This window comes from Pseudomonas sp. KH_040, assembly GCF_057839305.1.
On the sequence record NZ_CM174487.1, the window covers coordinates 1,151,602 to 1,166,496 of the forward strand.

The window sequence follows — 14,895 nt, forward strand, 5'->3', positions numbered from 1 at the left end:
AACGAACATGAAGAAACTCCCCCTCATCACCGGTCTGGCCCTCAGCCTGTTGGCCTCCGCCAGCGTGTTCGCCGCCGAGCAAACCCTGCGCATCGGTATCGAAGCCGCTTACCCGCCATTCGCCTCGAAAACCGATAAAGGTGAAATAGTCGGTTTCGACTACGACATCGGCAACGCCCTGTGCGCGCAGATGAAGGTCAAGTGCGTGTGGGTCGAAGGTGAGTTTGACGGCCTGATTCCTTCGCTGAAAGTGAAGAAAATCGACATGGCGCTGTCATCGATGACGATCAACGAAGACCGCAAGAAGTCGGTGGATTTCACTCACAAGTATTACTTCACTTCGTCACGCCTCGTGATGAAGGAAGGCGCCACCGTCGACGATCAATACGCCAGCCTGAAGGGCAAGAATGTCGGCGTGCAGCGCGCGACCACCACCGATCGTTATGCCACCGAGGTGTTCGAACCGAAGGGCATCAACGTCAAGCGCTACAGCAACAACGAAGAGATTTACATGGATCTGGCGGCGGGGCGGCTGGATGCGATTTTTGCTGACACCATTCCACTCAATGACTTCCTGTCGATGCCGCGTGGCAAGGGTTATGCGTTTGTCGGGCCTGAGTTGAAGGATCCGAAGTACGTGGGCGAGGGCGCGGGGATTGCGGTGCGCAAGGGCAATGCTGAACTGGTTAGCCAGTTGAATGGCGCCATTGATGGCATTCGCGCGAGTGGCGAGTACCAGAAAATTTCCGAGAAGTACTTCAAGTCCGACATCTACGGCGACTGATAGTCCGCTATCGCTGGCAAGCCAGCTCCCACAAGGATTTGCGGCGTACACAAAACCTGTGGGAGCTGGCTTGCCAGCGATGGCGTCAGAGAAATCACCGCAAATCTCTAGCCTTTCAATTCCTTCAAATGCTTGTACACCGTCGCCCGCCCCATGTTCAGCACATTGGCCACATAGTTCGAGGCACTCTTGCCCTTGAACGCTCCCTCGGCGTGTAGCGCCAGCACCAGTTCACGTTTGTGATCGCGAGTCAGCACATTCAGGCTCAGTTGCCGCTCGCGCAGCCAGGCGTGAAGGAAGGTGTTGATGCGTTCCTGCCAGTCATCGCGAAACAGTGAATCCGGTTGCGGGATCAGTTTGCTCGGTGAGAGGAACAGGTCCAGCGCTGCCTTGGCATTCTCGAACAGCGAAATATTCAGATTGATGCACAGTACCGCCAGCGGCAGGCCTTCGCTGTCGCGCAGGACGCTGCTCAGGCTACGGATCTTCTGGCCATCCCAATTGAGCTTTTCGTACGGGCCGATATTGCGGTCGCTGACATCCTCGCTGAGCATGTCTTCCAGTGACGAGTCGTCGCCGATCTCGCGTTTGGACAGGTTGTTGGCGATGTAGTCGACCTTCTGCGTGCGCAGGTCGTGCAGCACCACTTCGGCGTGCGGAAAGAACAGCGTGGCGATGGCATCGGCGATGGCGCGGAAGTTATCCAGCGCCGGGTCGAATTCAGGGGCGGTCATGACAGTGGAGCTCCAGGCAGCGTCAACGCCCCCGTGATCAGGAGGCGGTGCGAGTGTGCCGCAATCCGTTGGACGCGTCATCCGGGGGGACGATCAGGCGAGGCGGGCAGGGGAGAGCATGGCGCTGCTCAGGCCGAACTGCAGCAAGTGCTCGGGCAGCGGCTGACCACGCACCAACGCCGCGCTGGCCTGGCCCATCGCCGGCGAAGTCTGGATGCCGTAGCCACCTTGCGCGGCGACCCAGAATAAACCTGGCACCTGCGGATCGAAACCGCTGAGCAGATCACCGTCGGCAACGAAACTGCGCAGCCCGGCCCAGGTGCGGGTCGGGCGGCGGATGGTCAGCGTCGTGGCTTCTTCGATCTGGTAGATGCCCATGGCGATGTCCAGTTCTTCCGGCTGCACATCGTGAGGTTCGACCGGGTCGGCGTTGGCCGGCGAGCCGAGGAACATGCCGGCGTCAGGCTTCATATAGAAGGATTCGTCGAGGCTGACCAGCATTGGCCAGTGATGAATATCGACGCCTTCGGGGCCGGCGAAAATAAATGCGGCGCGGCGTTTCGGTTGCAGGCCCAGCGGCTTGGCACCGGCCAAAACGCCGATTTTGTCGGCCCAGGCGCCAGCGGCGTTGATGATCATCGGTGCGCTGAAAGTCTGGCCGTTGGTTTGCACGTGCCAGAGGCCGTCGGCGTCGCGGCTCAGGCCGAGTACTTCGCAATCGGTATGCACTTCACCGTTATTGCGACGGATGCCGCGCAGGTAGCCCTGATGCAAGGCGTCGGTGTCGATGTCGCTGGCGCTCGGATCGTAGATCGCGCCGTGGACTTTTTCCCGACGCAGGATCGGTAGCCGCGCGCAGGCTTCGTCGGCGCTGAGCAGTTGCATCTCCGGCACCGTGGCTTTGGCGCTGAGGTATTGGTTATTGAGTTCGGCGGCGTCACCGCTGAAGTCGACGGTCATTTCGCCGCGCGGGGTCAGCAATGGGTGTTCGCAGAAACCGCTTGGCGGATTGTCGAAGAACGCCCGGCTGGCCTGCGTCAGTGTACGCACTTGCGGTGTGCCGTACGCGGCAGTGAACAGCGCGGCGGAGCGCCCGGTGGAGTGATAGGCCGGGTGGGATTCGCGTTCGAGCACGATCACTTTAGCGTGCGGCGACAGCCAGAAACCGGTGGAAGCGCCGGCAATCCCGCCGCCGATGATGATGAAATCTGCCTGGCTCATGAAAAACTCCAAAACTATCGGGGTTCTCTGGGGATCTGTCATTGGCAACTCCCCAATCGGAATGCGATCCCTGTAGGAGCTGCCGAAGGCTGCGATCTTTTGATCTGGTTTTTTAAGATCAAGATCAAAAGATCGCAGCCTTCGGCAGCTCCTACAGTGGTCAGTTGTTCAGGTGGTAAATCGCATTGGCCAGAGCAATGTCTTCCAGGCCCAAGCCGATTGAGCGGAAAAACACGTGGCGGTCGTAATCCGGGCGCTGCACTTTTTCGCTGAGCAGATCGGCGAGGTCGCCGACAATCGAATCCTTGCTCCAGCCATGCTGTTCGCTGGCAATCAACATCTCGCCCGCCGAACCCGGCGTGGTCAGACGATAGTCGCAGAACACCTGCATGTCGTTGAGGCTCTGCGGTGGAACTTCGTGGGCGCGTGGGGCGTTGGTGCTGATCGAAGTGATCAGTGCCGGCTTGCTCAATGCGGCAGGATCGATCACCGGTCCGGCGGACGAGGTGCAGAGCATGATCACATCGGCCTCGGCAAGGGCGGCTTCGCGGTTGTCGGCAATGTTCAGATCGGCAACGATGGCTTTCAACCGTGCCTGAGTATCAGCGTCTTCGAGCAGAGACGGTGAATGCACGCTGATGCTCTGCCAGTCACGCAGCGATTTCACATAGTGCAGATGCGCCTGCGCAACCTTGCCACTGCCGATGATTGCCAGTCGTGTGGCATTCAGCGGTGCAAGGGCGTCGACTGCCACTGCGGTAGTCGCTGCAGTACGCGCGGTGGTCAGTTCACCGGCATCACACAACAGCAACGGCTGCCCGGTTTTCATCGACATCAACAATGTCCACGCGGTTACCAGCGCACCCTGCTCGCGAACGATGTACGGCGAGGTCTTCACGCCGTAAACCCCGTCCTCGGCCAACACGCCCAGATAGTTGATGAAGTCGCCGGCACCCTGCGGGAACTCCACCAGTTGCTGCGCTGGTTGCACGGCGTGTCCGGCAGCGAGATCGCGGAACAGCTTGCGCAGGATCTGCGGCACATCAATGCGCGCCAGCAGCTCGCGGGCCTGATGTTGGTCGATCACGTAGGGCGTACTGGACATATCAGGCTCCGGAGTCTGGATATAAACTAATTTGTCTATTATGGACTTTTAGTTATCTCTCGCAAGCGCCTGATGAAATGCCGGACGAAAAAAAAAGCGCAGTCCGTGGCCGGCTGCGCTTTTCCTTCAAGTGTCGCTTACTGCGGACGCTTGCGCTCGACCGCGCGCAACAGATGTGTCGGTGGCGTTTCGCAACTGATCTTGCGACCGAGCTTCTCTTCGATGGACGGCAACTGATAGGAGTCGTCTTCACCGGCGAAGCTGATCGACACGCCATCGGCGCCAGCACGACCGGTCCGGCCAATGCGGTGCACGTAGTCGTCCGGGACTTCCGGCAGGGTGAAGTTGATCACGTGGCTGATGCCGTCGATGTGAATGCCGCGACCGGCCACATCGGTGGCGACGAGCACGCGAATCTTGCCTTCGCGGAAACCTTCGAGGGTCTTGATGCGTTTGTGTTGCGGCACATCGCCGGACAACTGCGCAGCATTCACACCGTCGCGCACCAGACGCTCTTCGATACGGCGCACTTCGTCCTTGCGGTTGGCGAAGACCATCACCCGCTCCCAGCCATTATCGTTGACCAGGTTGTAGAGCAATTTGTACTTGTCGGCACCGGCCACGGCGTAGATGTGTTGCTCGACGTTTTCGCTGGCGACGTTGGTGACTTCGATTTCGACGATGGACGGATCGGTCGTCCATTGCTTGGCCAGGTTCATCACGTCTTCGGTGAAGGTCGCGGAGAACAGCAGGGTCTGGCGCTCGGACTTCGGCGGGGTCTGGCGAATGATCTGGCGTACTTGCGGGATGAAACCCATGTCGAGCATGCGGTCGGCTTCGTCCAGCACCATCACTTCGACCATGTCCAGGTGCACGTCGCCGCGCTGGTTGAAGTCGAGCAGGCGGCCGGGGGTCGCCACGAGAATGTCGCAGTGACGCGCTTCGAGGTGCTTGAGCTGCTTGTCGAAGTCCATGCCGCCAACGAACGTCATGACGTTGAGACCGGTGTATTTGGTCAGGTCAGCGGCGTCCTTGGCGATCTGCACCACCAGCTCACGGGTCGGCGCGATGATCAGCGCACGGGGTTCGCCCATGTAGCGTTCTTTCGGCGGCGGCGTTTGCAGCAGTTGGGTGATGATCGAGATCAGGAACGCGGCGGTCTTGCCGGTACCGGTCTGCGCGCGACCAATGGCGTCTTTGCCGGCGAGGGTGAAACCCAGCACTTGCGCCTGGATCGGCGTGCAGTACGGGAAGCCCAGATCCTGAATGGCATGCATCAGTTCTGGTGAAAGATTGAAATCGTGGAAGCGGGTTTTGCCTTCCTGTGGCTCGACAACGAAATCTTCGAGTTTCCATGGAATGACCGGGGCCTTGGGCTTTGGTTCGCGACGCGCTCTGGCCGGTTTCGGCTCTTCACTGCGCGCAGGCTCGGCGGCGATTGGCGCGGCCGGAGCGGGTTTCGGGTCTTGCTTCGGTGCTGCTACGGCAGCGGGGCGGTCGGCCTGGGGCGCATCGTTGCGATGACCGGGGGCGTGCGACGGCGCACTGGGAACTGGCGCGAGCTGCTCAGCCTCGCTTTTACCGAACATTTTCTTGAGTGCTTCGAGCACGGTCATCTCATCAATTGGTTAAGGAATGTACGCCGGCCAGTGTAATGCAAGAAACGGGCGCGGCGTAGTAGGAGGGATCAAAGGGTGATTTTAATCTCGACGCTTAGCGCAGGCGTTCGCTCAACCAGACGCCGATGTCGCGAATTTCCTCGGGTAACACTTCGTGCTCCATTGGGTATTCCTGCCATGTCACGGTGACACCATGCTTCACCAAATGCTCGTAGGCGCTGCGTCCCATCGAGTTCTGTACCACGCCGTCGAACTGACCGTGCAGGCATATCGCGGGAATCCGCTGCTGACTGGCTGAAAGCTGCATGTCATCGCTGAACGTCGGTGCATAGGTCGACAGAGCAAGTACGCCACCGAGTGCGCCTTGCCATTTCACAAAAGCGGTGTGCAAAACGACAGCGCCGCCCTGGGAAAAACCGGCAAGGAAAATCCGCGAGGCGTCTATTCCGCTGGCGCGCTGGTTTTCGATCAATTCGATGATGCGATCCGCCGACGCTTCCAGCTCATCACGGTCGATCGCTCGCGCCGGGCTCATGGCTTTAATGTCGTACCAACTGGGCATGGCATATCCGCCATTTATGGTCACTGGACGCGTCGGCGCCTGCGGCAGCACGAAGCGTGTGCTCAGCAGGCTTTCCTGCAACGCTTCCGCTACCGGCAAGAAGTCGTAGCGGTCGGCGCCGAGGCCGTGCAGCCAGATCACGCAGGCGTCTGCGGGCTTAACAGGCTGAAGAATCAAGGGCTCGGTCATGTCTGCTCCAAATATGTGCGGGCGCTCTCAATAAGTGCGTGATTCGAGTGCGCGCCCGGTTGATCCGTTAAGAAGATGTCGCAAGGTTACAAGTTTTGCTATTGACCTGTCGCCGAATCGATTCCGTGACAGGTGTGGTACGGGCTTTGCTATGGAAGGTTCTGTACGAAGCATCCTACGCGTGGCGGTAACACTATCAGTGTACGACCCGCGACGGGATGGCAAAGAATCCGGTGATGGATGTTCGCCAATGGCCGCTACGGGCGCAGCGAACGTGAAAGGGCTACAGCCCGTTCGGCCGATTGGTGAGAAGTGAGTTGTCCATGATGTGGATTTTCTCCTACTAGACTCATAGCGAAGGTCTTACGTCGGTTGACCCCAAAAAAAGCCAACACGGGTCAACAACGCCTCAAAAGGGTGCGACTGGACTCAAGCTCCGACACAACAAGAGCAAAACTGGAGGTTTGAATGAAGATGTTGAAATCCACCCTGGCCATCGTGACTGCAGCAACAGTACTCGGTGTCAGCGGGTTCGCTCAGGCGGGTGCAACCCTGGATGCAGTGCAGAAGAAAGGTTTCGTGCAGTGTGGCGTGAGCGACGGTCTGCCGGGCTTCTCGGTACCGGACGCGACCGGCAAGATCCTCGGGATCGACGCTGACGTCTGCCGCGCTGTGGCCGCTGCCGTATTCGGCGACGCGACCAAGGTCAAGTTCAGTCAGTTGAACGCCAAGGAGCGCTTCACCGCGCTGCAATCGGGCGAGATCGACATCCTGTCGCGCAACACCACCATGACCAGTTCGCGTGACGCGGGCATGGGCCTGAAATTCCCGGGCTTCATTACCTACTACGACGGCATCGGCTTCCTGGTGAACAACAAGCTGGGCGTGAAGAGTGCCAAAGAGCTGGACGGTGCAACCATCTGCATCCAGGCCGGTACCACCACCGAGCTGAACGTTTCCGACTACTTCCGTGGCAACGGTCTGAAATACACCCCGATCACTTTCGACACCTCCGATGAAAGCGCCAAATCGCTGGAATCCGGTCGTTGCGACGTGCTGACCTCCGACAAGTCCCAACTGTTCGCCCAGCGCTCCAAGCTGGCATCGCCGAAGGACTACGTGGTTCTGCCGGAAACCATTTCCAAAGAACCACTGGGCCCGGTCGTACGTAATGGCGACGACGAGTGGCTGGCCATCGTCCGTTGGGTTGGCTACGCGCTGCTCAACACCGAAGAAGCCGGCATCACTTCGAAGAACGTCGAAGCTGAAGCCAAATCGACCAAGAACCCGGACGTCGCCCGTATGCTCGGCGCTGACGGCGAATACGGCAAAGACCTGAAACTGCCGAAAGACTGGGTTGTGCAGATCGTCAAACAAGTCGGCAACTACGGCGAGATCTTCGAGAAAAACCTCGGCAAGAGCACTCCGCTGGAAATCGACCGCGGCTTGAACGCCCTGTGGAACAACGGCGGCATTCAGTACGCACCACCAGTGCGCTAATGGTTCTATCACCCGGTGGGCCAACCGCCGGGTGATGTTCTTGTTCCATTTTTTCCGGGGCACTTCATGCAAAATTCAATCGGCGCACCAAAGCAGAGGCTCAGCCTCAGCGATCCACGAGTGCGTGCGTGGCTATTCCAGATCATCACCGTTGTGGCGGTGGTCTCGCTGGGCTGGTACTTGTTCGACAACACGCAAACCAACCTTCAGCACCGGGGCATTACCTCCGGTTTCGGCTTTCTGGAGCGCAGTGCCGGATTCGGCATCGCTCAACACCTGATCGACTACACCGAAGCGGACAGCTATGCCCGCGTCTTTGTCATCGGTCTTCTCAATACCCTGTTGGTGACCGTGATCGGCGTGGTTCTGGCGACGATCCTCGGGTTCATCATCGGTGTGGCGCGGCTGTCGCAGAACTGGATCATCAGCAAACTGGCGACCGTGTATGTGGAAGTGTTCCGCAACATTCCGCCGCTGCTGCAAATCCTGTTCTGGTACTTCGCGGTGTTCCTGACCATGCCGGGGCCGCGCAACAGCCATAACTTCGGCGACACCTTCTTCGTCAGCAGCCGTGGCCTGAACATGCCGGCCGCACTGGCGGCTGATGGTTTCTGGGCGTTCGTGATCAGCATTGTGGTGGCCATTGTCGGCATCGTGCTGATGACCCGCTGGGCCAACAAACGCTTTGAAGAAACCGGCGTGCCGTTTCACAAGTTCTGGGTCGGTCTGGCGATTCTGCTGGTGATCCCGACCTTGTGCGCACTGATCTTCGGCGCTCCGCTGCATTGGGAAATGCCCGAGCTTAAAGGCTTCAACTTTGTTGGCGGCTGGGTGCTGATCCCGGAACTGCTCGCGTTGACCCTGGCCTTGACCGTGTACACCGCGGCGTTCATCGCCGAGATCGTGCGTTCCGGGATCAAGTCGGTCAGCCACGGCCAGACCGAAGCCGCGCGTTCCCTCGGCCTGCGCAACGGCCCGACCCTGCGCAAAGTGATCATTCCGCAAGCTCTGCGCGTGATCATTCCGCCGCTGACCAGCCAATACCTCAACCTGGCGAAGAACTCCTCGCTGGCAGCCGGTATCGGTTACCCGGAAATGGTGTCGCTGTTCGCCGGCACGGTGCTTAACCAGACCGGTCAGGCGATCGAGGTGATTGCCATCACCATGAGCGTGTACCTAGCGATCAGTATCAGCATTTCCCTGCTGATGAACTGGTACAACAAGCGCATTGCGCTGATCGAGCGGTAAGGAAAAGCGCATGAGTACTCATACTTTCAAACCCGACATGCCCCCACCGAACAGCAGCATCGGCGTGGTGGCGTGGATGCGCGCGAACATGTTCTCCAGCTGGCTCAACACCCTGCTGACGCTGTTTGCGTTCTACCTGATTTATCTCGTGGTGCCGCCGATCCTCAGTTGGGCGATTGTCGATGCCAACTGGGTTGGCACCACCCGCGCCGACTGCACCAAGGAGGGCGCCTGCTGGGTGTTCATTCAGCAGCGTTTCGGCCAGTTCATGTACGGCTACTACCCGACGGAACTGCGCTGGCGTGTCGACCTGACCGTGTGGCTGGCGGTGATCGGCGCGGCGCCATTGTTCATCTCGCGCGTACCGCGTAAAGCGATCTACGGGCTGAGCTTTCTGGTGCTGTACCCGATCATTGCCTTCACCCTGCTGCACGGCGGTTTCGGTCTGACCCCGGTGGCAACCAGCCAGTGGGGCGGCCTGATGCTGACCCTGGTCATCGCCACTGTCGGTATCGCCGGTGCGTTGCCGCTGGGGATTGTGCTGGCGCTCGGGCGACGTTCGAACATGCCGGCGATTCGTGTGGTCTGCGTGACCTTTATCGAATTCTGGCGCGGCGTGCCGTTGATCACGGTGCTGTTCATGTCGTCGGTGATGCTGCCGCTGTTCCTGCCTGAAGGCATGAACTTCGACAAGCTACTGCGGGCACTGATCGGCGTGATCCTGTTCCAGTCGGCGTACGTCGCCGAAGTGGTGCGCGGCGGTCTGCAAGCGATCCCCAAAGGCCAGTACGAAGCGGCTGCAGCGATGGGGCTCGGTTACTGGCGTTCGATGGGCCTGGTGATTCTGCCGCAAGCCCTAAAGCTGGTGATTCCCGGCATCGTCAACACCTTCATTGCGCTGTTCAAGGACACCAGTCTGGTGATCATCATCGGCCTCTTTGACCTGCTCAACAGCGTCAAACAAGCCGCTGCCGATCCGAAATGGCTGGGCATGGCCACCGAAGGCTACGTGTTCGCCGCCCTGGTGTTCTGGATTTTCTGTTTTGGTATGTCGCGCTATTCCATGCATCTGGAACGCAAGCTCGACACTGGCCACAAGCGTTAGGAGTTCTGTAAATGAGTGAAGCAATCAAAAAGCCTGCAGGTTCTGAAGGCATTATTCAGATGCAGGGCGTCAACAAGTGGTACGGCCAGTTCCACGTGCTGAAAGACATCAACCTCAACGTCAAACAGGGCGAGCGTATCGTCCTGTGCGGGCCGTCGGGTTCCGGAAAATCGACAACGATTCGCTGCCTCAATCGTCTGGAAGAACACCAGCAGGGCCGCATCGTCGTCGACGGCGTGGAACTGACCAACGACCTCAAGCAGATCGAAGCGATCCGCCGCGAAGTCGGCATGGTGTTCCAGCACTTCAACCTGTTCCCGCACCTGACCATTCTGCAGAACTGCACCCTGGCGCCAATGTGGGTACGCAAGATGCCCAAGCGCAAGGCCGAGGAAATCGCCATGCATTACCTGGAACGCGTACGCATTCCGGAGCAGGCGCACAAGTTTCCGGGGCAACTGTCCGGTGGTCAGCAACAGCGTGTGGCGATCGCCCGCGCCCTGTGCATGAAACCGAAAATCATGCTGTTCGATGAACCGACTTCAGCGCTCGATCCGGAGATGGTGAAGGAAGTACTCGACACCATGATCGGTCTGGCTGAAGACGGCATGACCATGCTTTGCGTGACTCACGAAATGGGCTTTGCGCGGACTGTGGCCAATCGCGTGATCTTCATGGATAAAGGTGAAATCGTTGAGCAGGCGGCGCCGAATGACTTCTTCGATAACCCGCAGAACGAGCGGACGAAGCTGTTCTTGAGTCAGATTTTGCATTGATGGTTTGTGTGTAAAAACAACCCGGCCTTGTGCCGGGTTTGTTTTTTGGAGTCAGGAAACGGTGAGGGTTTCGTGTTCCTTGTGCACGGTGTACTTGAACGCACCTCTCAAGTCAGCCCCTTCGGCCAAGACTTTCGCATCGGCAAGCAAGTGCGGGTAACGATCCAGCAGCCGCATCAAAAGCATCAACGCCTTCGGCGGCAGCAATTCGCCTCGTTCGTACCTGGAAAATGCGTTGTGGCCTCCACCTGACAGCAGTTGCACCGTCTCTTTTTGCGTCAGGTGCAATTTGCGCCGGATGCGCTTCATCTCGGAACCGATCATTTGTCTTGCAGCGATAACCAGCTCATCGCCTGCTTCCGTGTAACGATCAGCGCTATCGGTGCCGTCATCCCACTCGATTTCCCCGCACTGCCGGCATTCCCAGCCAGCGAGATCATCTACGCGGCGCTCCATGCCTTTGACACTCAGGGTCTCACCGCGACCCTCGAAATGCCTCATTCCCTCACGGGCACCACAGCTGAAACATTGCCGGGTTTTCATGGGTTTTTCTCCTTGAAGGAGATTACCGGTGCGCCGCCGGCAGGGCGGTATGTCACCTTGATGTAAATCTCCAGGCCTTTTGAGTTGATGTGATACACGTCCTGCCAGACTCGATGATCGTCATAGGTGGTCATCGATTTGTACAACATCCTGTTCTGCAACCCGAAAACGATCTCCTGCATTTCTGCGAAGCTAAAACCGAGATCGAGACCGGTTTTGTCCGCGGTCTTGGTGAAAGCTTGTCTGCCAAGTCGTCTGACTTCCGCCTTGATCACCGCCAAGTCGTAATGGGGTGTGTTCTTTTCCATAAGAAACCAAAACCCTGTCCCTGAAATTACCCTTAAAGGGTAATTTTGACCAATCGAAAATACCGCTTCATGTGTCTCCGATTGACCCTAGGTGGTTGCCGTCCTACACGGGTCTGACTAACATGTCAGAAAATTCATCCTATGATTGGATGAAAGGGCGAATCCTATGTCAGACATTTCTCCACTCATCAAACGATCCCTGGTCGATCAGGCCTTGGATCAACTTCGTCAGCGCATCAACGGCGGTGCCTGGCAGGTCGGCGAGCGTTTGCCGACTGAACCCGAGCTGTGCGCCGAACTGGGCATCAGCCGCAACACCGTGCGCGAAGCCATGCGCGTATTGGCGTTTTCCGGGCTGATCGAGATTCGTCAGGGCGACGGCAGTTACCTGCGCGCAGTGGTCGATCCGATGGATACCCTGAAAGCGCTGTCGCAATGCTCGCTGGAACAGGCACGGGAAACCCGCCACATCCTCGAAGTCGAGGCCATCGGCCTGGCGGCGTTACGTCGTACCGAAGAAGACCTCGTCGCATTGCGCGAGGCGCTCGGCACCAGCGGCAGCCATTACCACGGCGATCTCGACACCTACATCGCCTGCGATCTGGTGTTCCACCGCCGTTTGGTCGACGCCGCGCACAACCCGACCCTCAGCGAGCTGTACCGCTATTTCTCCAGCATCGTCGGCGCGCAATTGCGCCAGACCCTGAACATCGTCCCGCGCCGTCAGGAAGTGTTCGACCTGCACATCGAGTTGCTCGATGCGGTCGAGCAACGCGACCCGGAACGGGCCAAAGCCTTATCGAGGCAGTTGATCAATGAACCTTGAAACCGAGAAATCCATGTCCCGCAACGAGATATCCACAACCCCCAAGCGCACGGCAGAACTTGAAGAACTGCTGATCGACGCCGAGGCTGATGACGAACAAGTGCAACAAAGCCATCCGCTGGTACGCCGACCGTGGTTGTTGCTGCTCGGCTTGATTCTGGTGGCGCTGAACTTGCGTCCGGCGCTGTCGAGCATGGCGCCGCTGCTCAGCGATGTGTCGAAAAGTCTTGGCTTGTCGGCGGCTCAGGCCGGTCTGCTGACTACGCTGCCGGTGTTGTGCCTCGGTTTGTTTGCGCCACTGGCACCGATTCTGGCGCGACGTTTTGGTGCTGAGCGGGTGGTGCTGGGGATTTTGCTGACACTGGCGGGCGGGATCATTTTGCGCAGCAACTTCGGTGAGATCGGCCTGTTCGCCGGCAGCGTATTGGGTGGTGCCAGTATTGGCATCATCGGCGTTCTGTTGCCGGGCATCGTCAAACGCGATTTCGCCAAACACGCCGGCACCATGACCGGTGTCTACACCATGGCGCTGTGCCTGGGCGCAGCGATGGCGGCAGGTTCCAGCGTGCCGCTGAGTGAGCATTTCGGTGGTAGCTGGGCGATGGGCCTGGGTTTCTGGGTGATTCCGGCGTTGGTTGCAGCGGTGTTCTGGTTGCCGCAAGTCGGGCAGAAACATGGCGCGCACAATGTTGCATACCGCGTACGCGGTCTGCTGCGTGATCCGCTGGCCTGGCAAGTGACCTTGTACATGGGCCTGCAATCATCGCTGGCCTACATCGTCTTCGGCTGGTTACCGTCGATCCTGATTGGTCGTGGACTGACGCCAACCCAGGCCGGTCTGGTGTTGTCCGGTTCGGTGATCATTCAACTGGCCAGTTCACTGGCTGCGCCGTGGCTGGCCACTCGCGGCAAGGATCAGCGTCTGGCGATTGTGGTGGTGATGGCGCTGACCCTCGGCGGTCTGTTCGGTTGTCTGTATGCGCCGATCGAAGGGCTGTGGGGCTGGGCGATTCTGTTGGGTCTGGGGCAGGGCGGTACGTTCAGTCTGGCGCTGACCTTGATCGTGTTGCGCTCGCGGGATTCACATGTCGCGGCGAACCTGTCGAGCATGTCTCAGGGTTTTGGTTACACGCTGGCGTCGATGGGGCCGTTCGCGGTCGGCGTGGTGCATGACTGGACCGGCGGCTGGAATGCCGTCGGCTGGATCTTTGGCATCACCGGTACAGGTGCGATCATCGCCGGGCTTGGCGCCGGGCGTGCGCTGTACGTGCAAGTGCAAAGCGAGAAGATCTGACGCGGTTCAAACTGTAGGAGTGAGCCTGCTCGCGATAGCTTTATACCAGTCAACGTTGCGCTGACTGACACTCCGCTATCGCGAGCGGGCTCACTCCTACATGGGTTTTGTGTACAGCGGGTATTCGGTTTGCGAATGCCGATAGTGTTTCTGCACATTGCAGACTATCGTGCTGGCAATCTGTACCTATCTTGGAGATTGCCCATGAGCGAAGCCCACGCCGCGTTGATCACCCGCTTCTACCAGGCCTTCCAGCGCCTCGACGCCGAAGCCATGGCCGCCTGCTACACCGACGATGTAGTGTTCAGCGACCCGGCCTTCGGCGAACTGCGTGGCCGCGATGCCGGCGACATGTGGCGCATGCTCACCACCCGCGCCAAAGACTTCTCGCTGACCTTCGACAACGTTCGTGCCGATGAACGCAGCGGCGGTGCACATTGGGTCGCAACCTACCTGTTCAGCCAGACCGGCAACGTCGTGGTCAACGATATCCAGGCCCGCTTCGTGTTCCGTGACGGCAAGATCTGCGAGCACCACGATCATTTTGATCTGTGGCGCTGGTCGCGTCAGGCGCTCGGTTTCAAAGGCCTGCTACTGGGCTGGACGCCGCTGGTGCGCAACGCCGTGCGCGCCCAGGCATTGAAGGGACTGAAGGCATTTCAGGCCGGTCGCTGATAAGATCGCCGCCTGTTTCCTACACGTCTTGATCCCGAAGTGACCAGCCTTAGCGAAAAATCTGTCGATGTCGCCGAACCGGTGAGCAAATCCTGGTTCGTCTACCTCGTTCGCGCCGCCAATGGTTCGTTGTACTGCGGGATCAGTGATGACCCGGTGCGCCGTTTCGCCAAGCATCAAAGCGGCAAAGGTGCACGGTTCTTCCTCTCCAGCCCGGCGATGGCGCTGGTCTACACCGAGCTGTGCCGCGACAAGAGCGATGCGTTGCGTCAGGAACGCTTGATCAAAAAGCTCAAGAAAAGCGCAAAGGAATGCCTGGTCGCGTCCCATCGGGCAGATATCTAGGCTGCCAAGCCGATGCGCGCTTAGCTGCCGACTCAAGCATGTCCGAGTTGATTTTGCATCA

Annotated in this window: 16 protein-coding genes; 9 read left to right on the top strand and 7 right to left on the bottom strand. The window is 58.9% G+C overall.

What is annotated here, in order from left to right:
* Positions 1-7: 7 nt before the first annotated feature.
* Entirely contained in the window at positions 8-784 is a 777-nt protein-coding gene (locus tag AC3IUF_RS04985) for an ABC transporter substrate-binding protein (RefSeq protein WP_007914314.1), read from the top strand.
* 107 nt (positions 785-891) lie between these two features.
* Here the strand turns inward: AC3IUF_RS04985 and AC3IUF_RS04990 are convergent, their stop codons facing one another.
* The 5 genes from AC3IUF_RS04990 to AC3IUF_RS05010 all read right to left on the bottom strand — a co-directional run bounded on the left by AC3IUF_RS04990 (position 892) and on the right by AC3IUF_RS05010 (position 6,214).
* The gene (locus tag AC3IUF_RS04990; protein WP_007914317.1) at positions 892-1,518 is read right to left on the bottom strand and encodes a helix-turn-helix transcriptional regulator; all 627 of its coding nucleotides are present in this window, start codon (positions 1,516-1,518) and stop codon (positions 892-894) included.
* A 93-nt stretch (positions 1,519-1,611) separates the two neighbouring features.
* Positions 1,612-2,739: an NAD(P)/FAD-dependent oxidoreductase gene (locus AC3IUF_RS04995; protein ID WP_489280540.1), complete on the bottom strand. Its 1,128-nt coding sequence runs from the start codon at positions 2,737-2,739 to the stop codon at positions 1,612-1,614.
* Between the two features lie 160 nt (positions 2,740-2,899).
* A complete protein-coding gene (locus AC3IUF_RS05000; RefSeq protein ID WP_095112607.1) occupies positions 2,900-3,844 on the bottom strand; it encodes an ornithine cyclodeaminase family protein in 945 nt (314 codons plus the stop codon).
* A gap of 137 nt (positions 3,845-3,981) precedes the next feature.
* Positions 3,982-5,460 (bottom strand): ATP-dependent RNA helicase RhlB, encoded by a 1,479-nt coding sequence (gene rhlB, locus AC3IUF_RS05005; protein ID WP_007914326.1) that lies wholly within the window; start codon positions 5,458-5,460, stop codon positions 3,982-3,984.
* Positions 5,461-5,557: 97 nt separating this feature from the next.
* The gene (locus tag AC3IUF_RS05010; protein ID WP_007914327.1) at positions 5,558-6,214 is read right to left on the bottom strand and encodes an alpha/beta hydrolase; all 657 of its coding nucleotides are present in this window, start codon (positions 6,212-6,214) and stop codon (positions 5,558-5,560) included.
* Positions 6,215-6,682: 468 nt separating this feature from the next.
* On the opposite strand from AC3IUF_RS05010, the gene AC3IUF_RS05015 reads away from it, so the two are divergent.
* The 4 genes from AC3IUF_RS05015 (at position 6,683) to AC3IUF_RS05030 (ending at position 10,843) form a co-directional block, all read left to right on the top strand.
* Positions 6,683-7,714 carry an amino acid ABC transporter substrate-binding protein gene (locus tag AC3IUF_RS05015; protein WP_007914328.1) on the top strand — a complete coding sequence of 344 codons (1,032 nt, stop codon included), beginning with the start codon at positions 6,683-6,685 and terminating at the stop codon, positions 7,712-7,714.
* A gap of 66 nt (positions 7,715-7,780) precedes the next feature.
* Entirely contained in the window at positions 7,781-8,962 is a 1,182-nt protein-coding gene (locus AC3IUF_RS05020; protein ID WP_007914329.1) for an amino acid ABC transporter permease, read from the top strand.
* 10 nt (positions 8,963-8,972) lie between these two features.
* Entirely contained in the window at positions 8,973-10,067 is a 1,095-nt protein-coding gene (locus AC3IUF_RS05025) for an amino acid ABC transporter permease (protein ID WP_007949911.1), read from the top strand.
* A gap of 11 nt (positions 10,068-10,078) precedes the next feature.
* Entirely contained in the window at positions 10,079-10,843 is a 765-nt protein-coding gene (locus AC3IUF_RS05030) for an amino acid ABC transporter ATP-binding protein (RefSeq protein ID WP_007914351.1), read from the top strand.
* Positions 10,844-10,894: 51 nt separating this feature from the next.
* On the opposite strand, the gene AC3IUF_RS05035 is transcribed toward AC3IUF_RS05030, so the two are convergent.
* Together AC3IUF_RS05035 and AC3IUF_RS05040 are read right to left on the bottom strand one after the other, a co-directional pair.
* The gene (locus tag AC3IUF_RS05035) at positions 10,895-11,386 is read right to left on the bottom strand and encodes a type II TA system antitoxin MqsA family protein (RefSeq protein WP_007914353.1); all 492 of its coding nucleotides are present in this window, start codon (positions 11,384-11,386) and stop codon (positions 10,895-10,897) included.
* The gene (locus AC3IUF_RS05040) at positions 11,383-11,694 is read right to left on the bottom strand and encodes a type II toxin-antitoxin system MqsR family toxin (RefSeq protein WP_489280543.1); all 312 of its coding nucleotides are present in this window, start codon (positions 11,692-11,694) and stop codon (positions 11,383-11,385) included. The genes AC3IUF_RS05035 and AC3IUF_RS05040 overlap by 4 nt, the downstream gene beginning before the upstream one ends.
* A 166-nt stretch (positions 11,695-11,860) precedes the next feature.
* Here AC3IUF_RS05040 and AC3IUF_RS05045 point away from each other — a divergent pair, with 166 nt between their 5' ends.
* The 4 genes from AC3IUF_RS05045 to AC3IUF_RS05060 all read left to right on the top strand — a co-directional run bounded on the left by AC3IUF_RS05045 (position 11,861) and on the right by AC3IUF_RS05060 (position 14,834).
* The gene (locus AC3IUF_RS05045) at positions 11,861-12,520 is read left to right on the top strand and encodes a FadR/GntR family transcriptional regulator (RefSeq protein ID WP_489280545.1); all 660 of its coding nucleotides are present in this window, start codon (positions 11,861-11,863) and stop codon (positions 12,518-12,520) included.
* Positions 12,510-13,814, top strand: a complete 1,305-nt coding sequence (locus AC3IUF_RS05050; protein WP_489280547.1) for a CynX/NimT family MFS transporter — start codon at positions 12,510-12,512, stop codon at positions 13,812-13,814. Before AC3IUF_RS05045 ends, AC3IUF_RS05050 begins: the two co-directional genes overlap by 11 nt.
* A gap of 204 nt (positions 13,815-14,018) precedes the next feature.
* Positions 14,019-14,489: a nuclear transport factor 2 family protein gene (locus AC3IUF_RS05055; protein WP_007909058.1), complete on the top strand. Its 471-nt coding sequence runs from the start codon at positions 14,019-14,021 to the stop codon at positions 14,487-14,489.
* Positions 14,490-14,528: 39 nt separating this feature from the next.
* A complete protein-coding gene (locus tag AC3IUF_RS05060) occupies positions 14,529-14,834 on the top strand; it encodes a GIY-YIG nuclease family protein (RefSeq protein WP_489280549.1) in 306 nt (101 codons plus the stop codon).
* Positions 14,835-14,895: the final 61 nt, after the last annotated feature.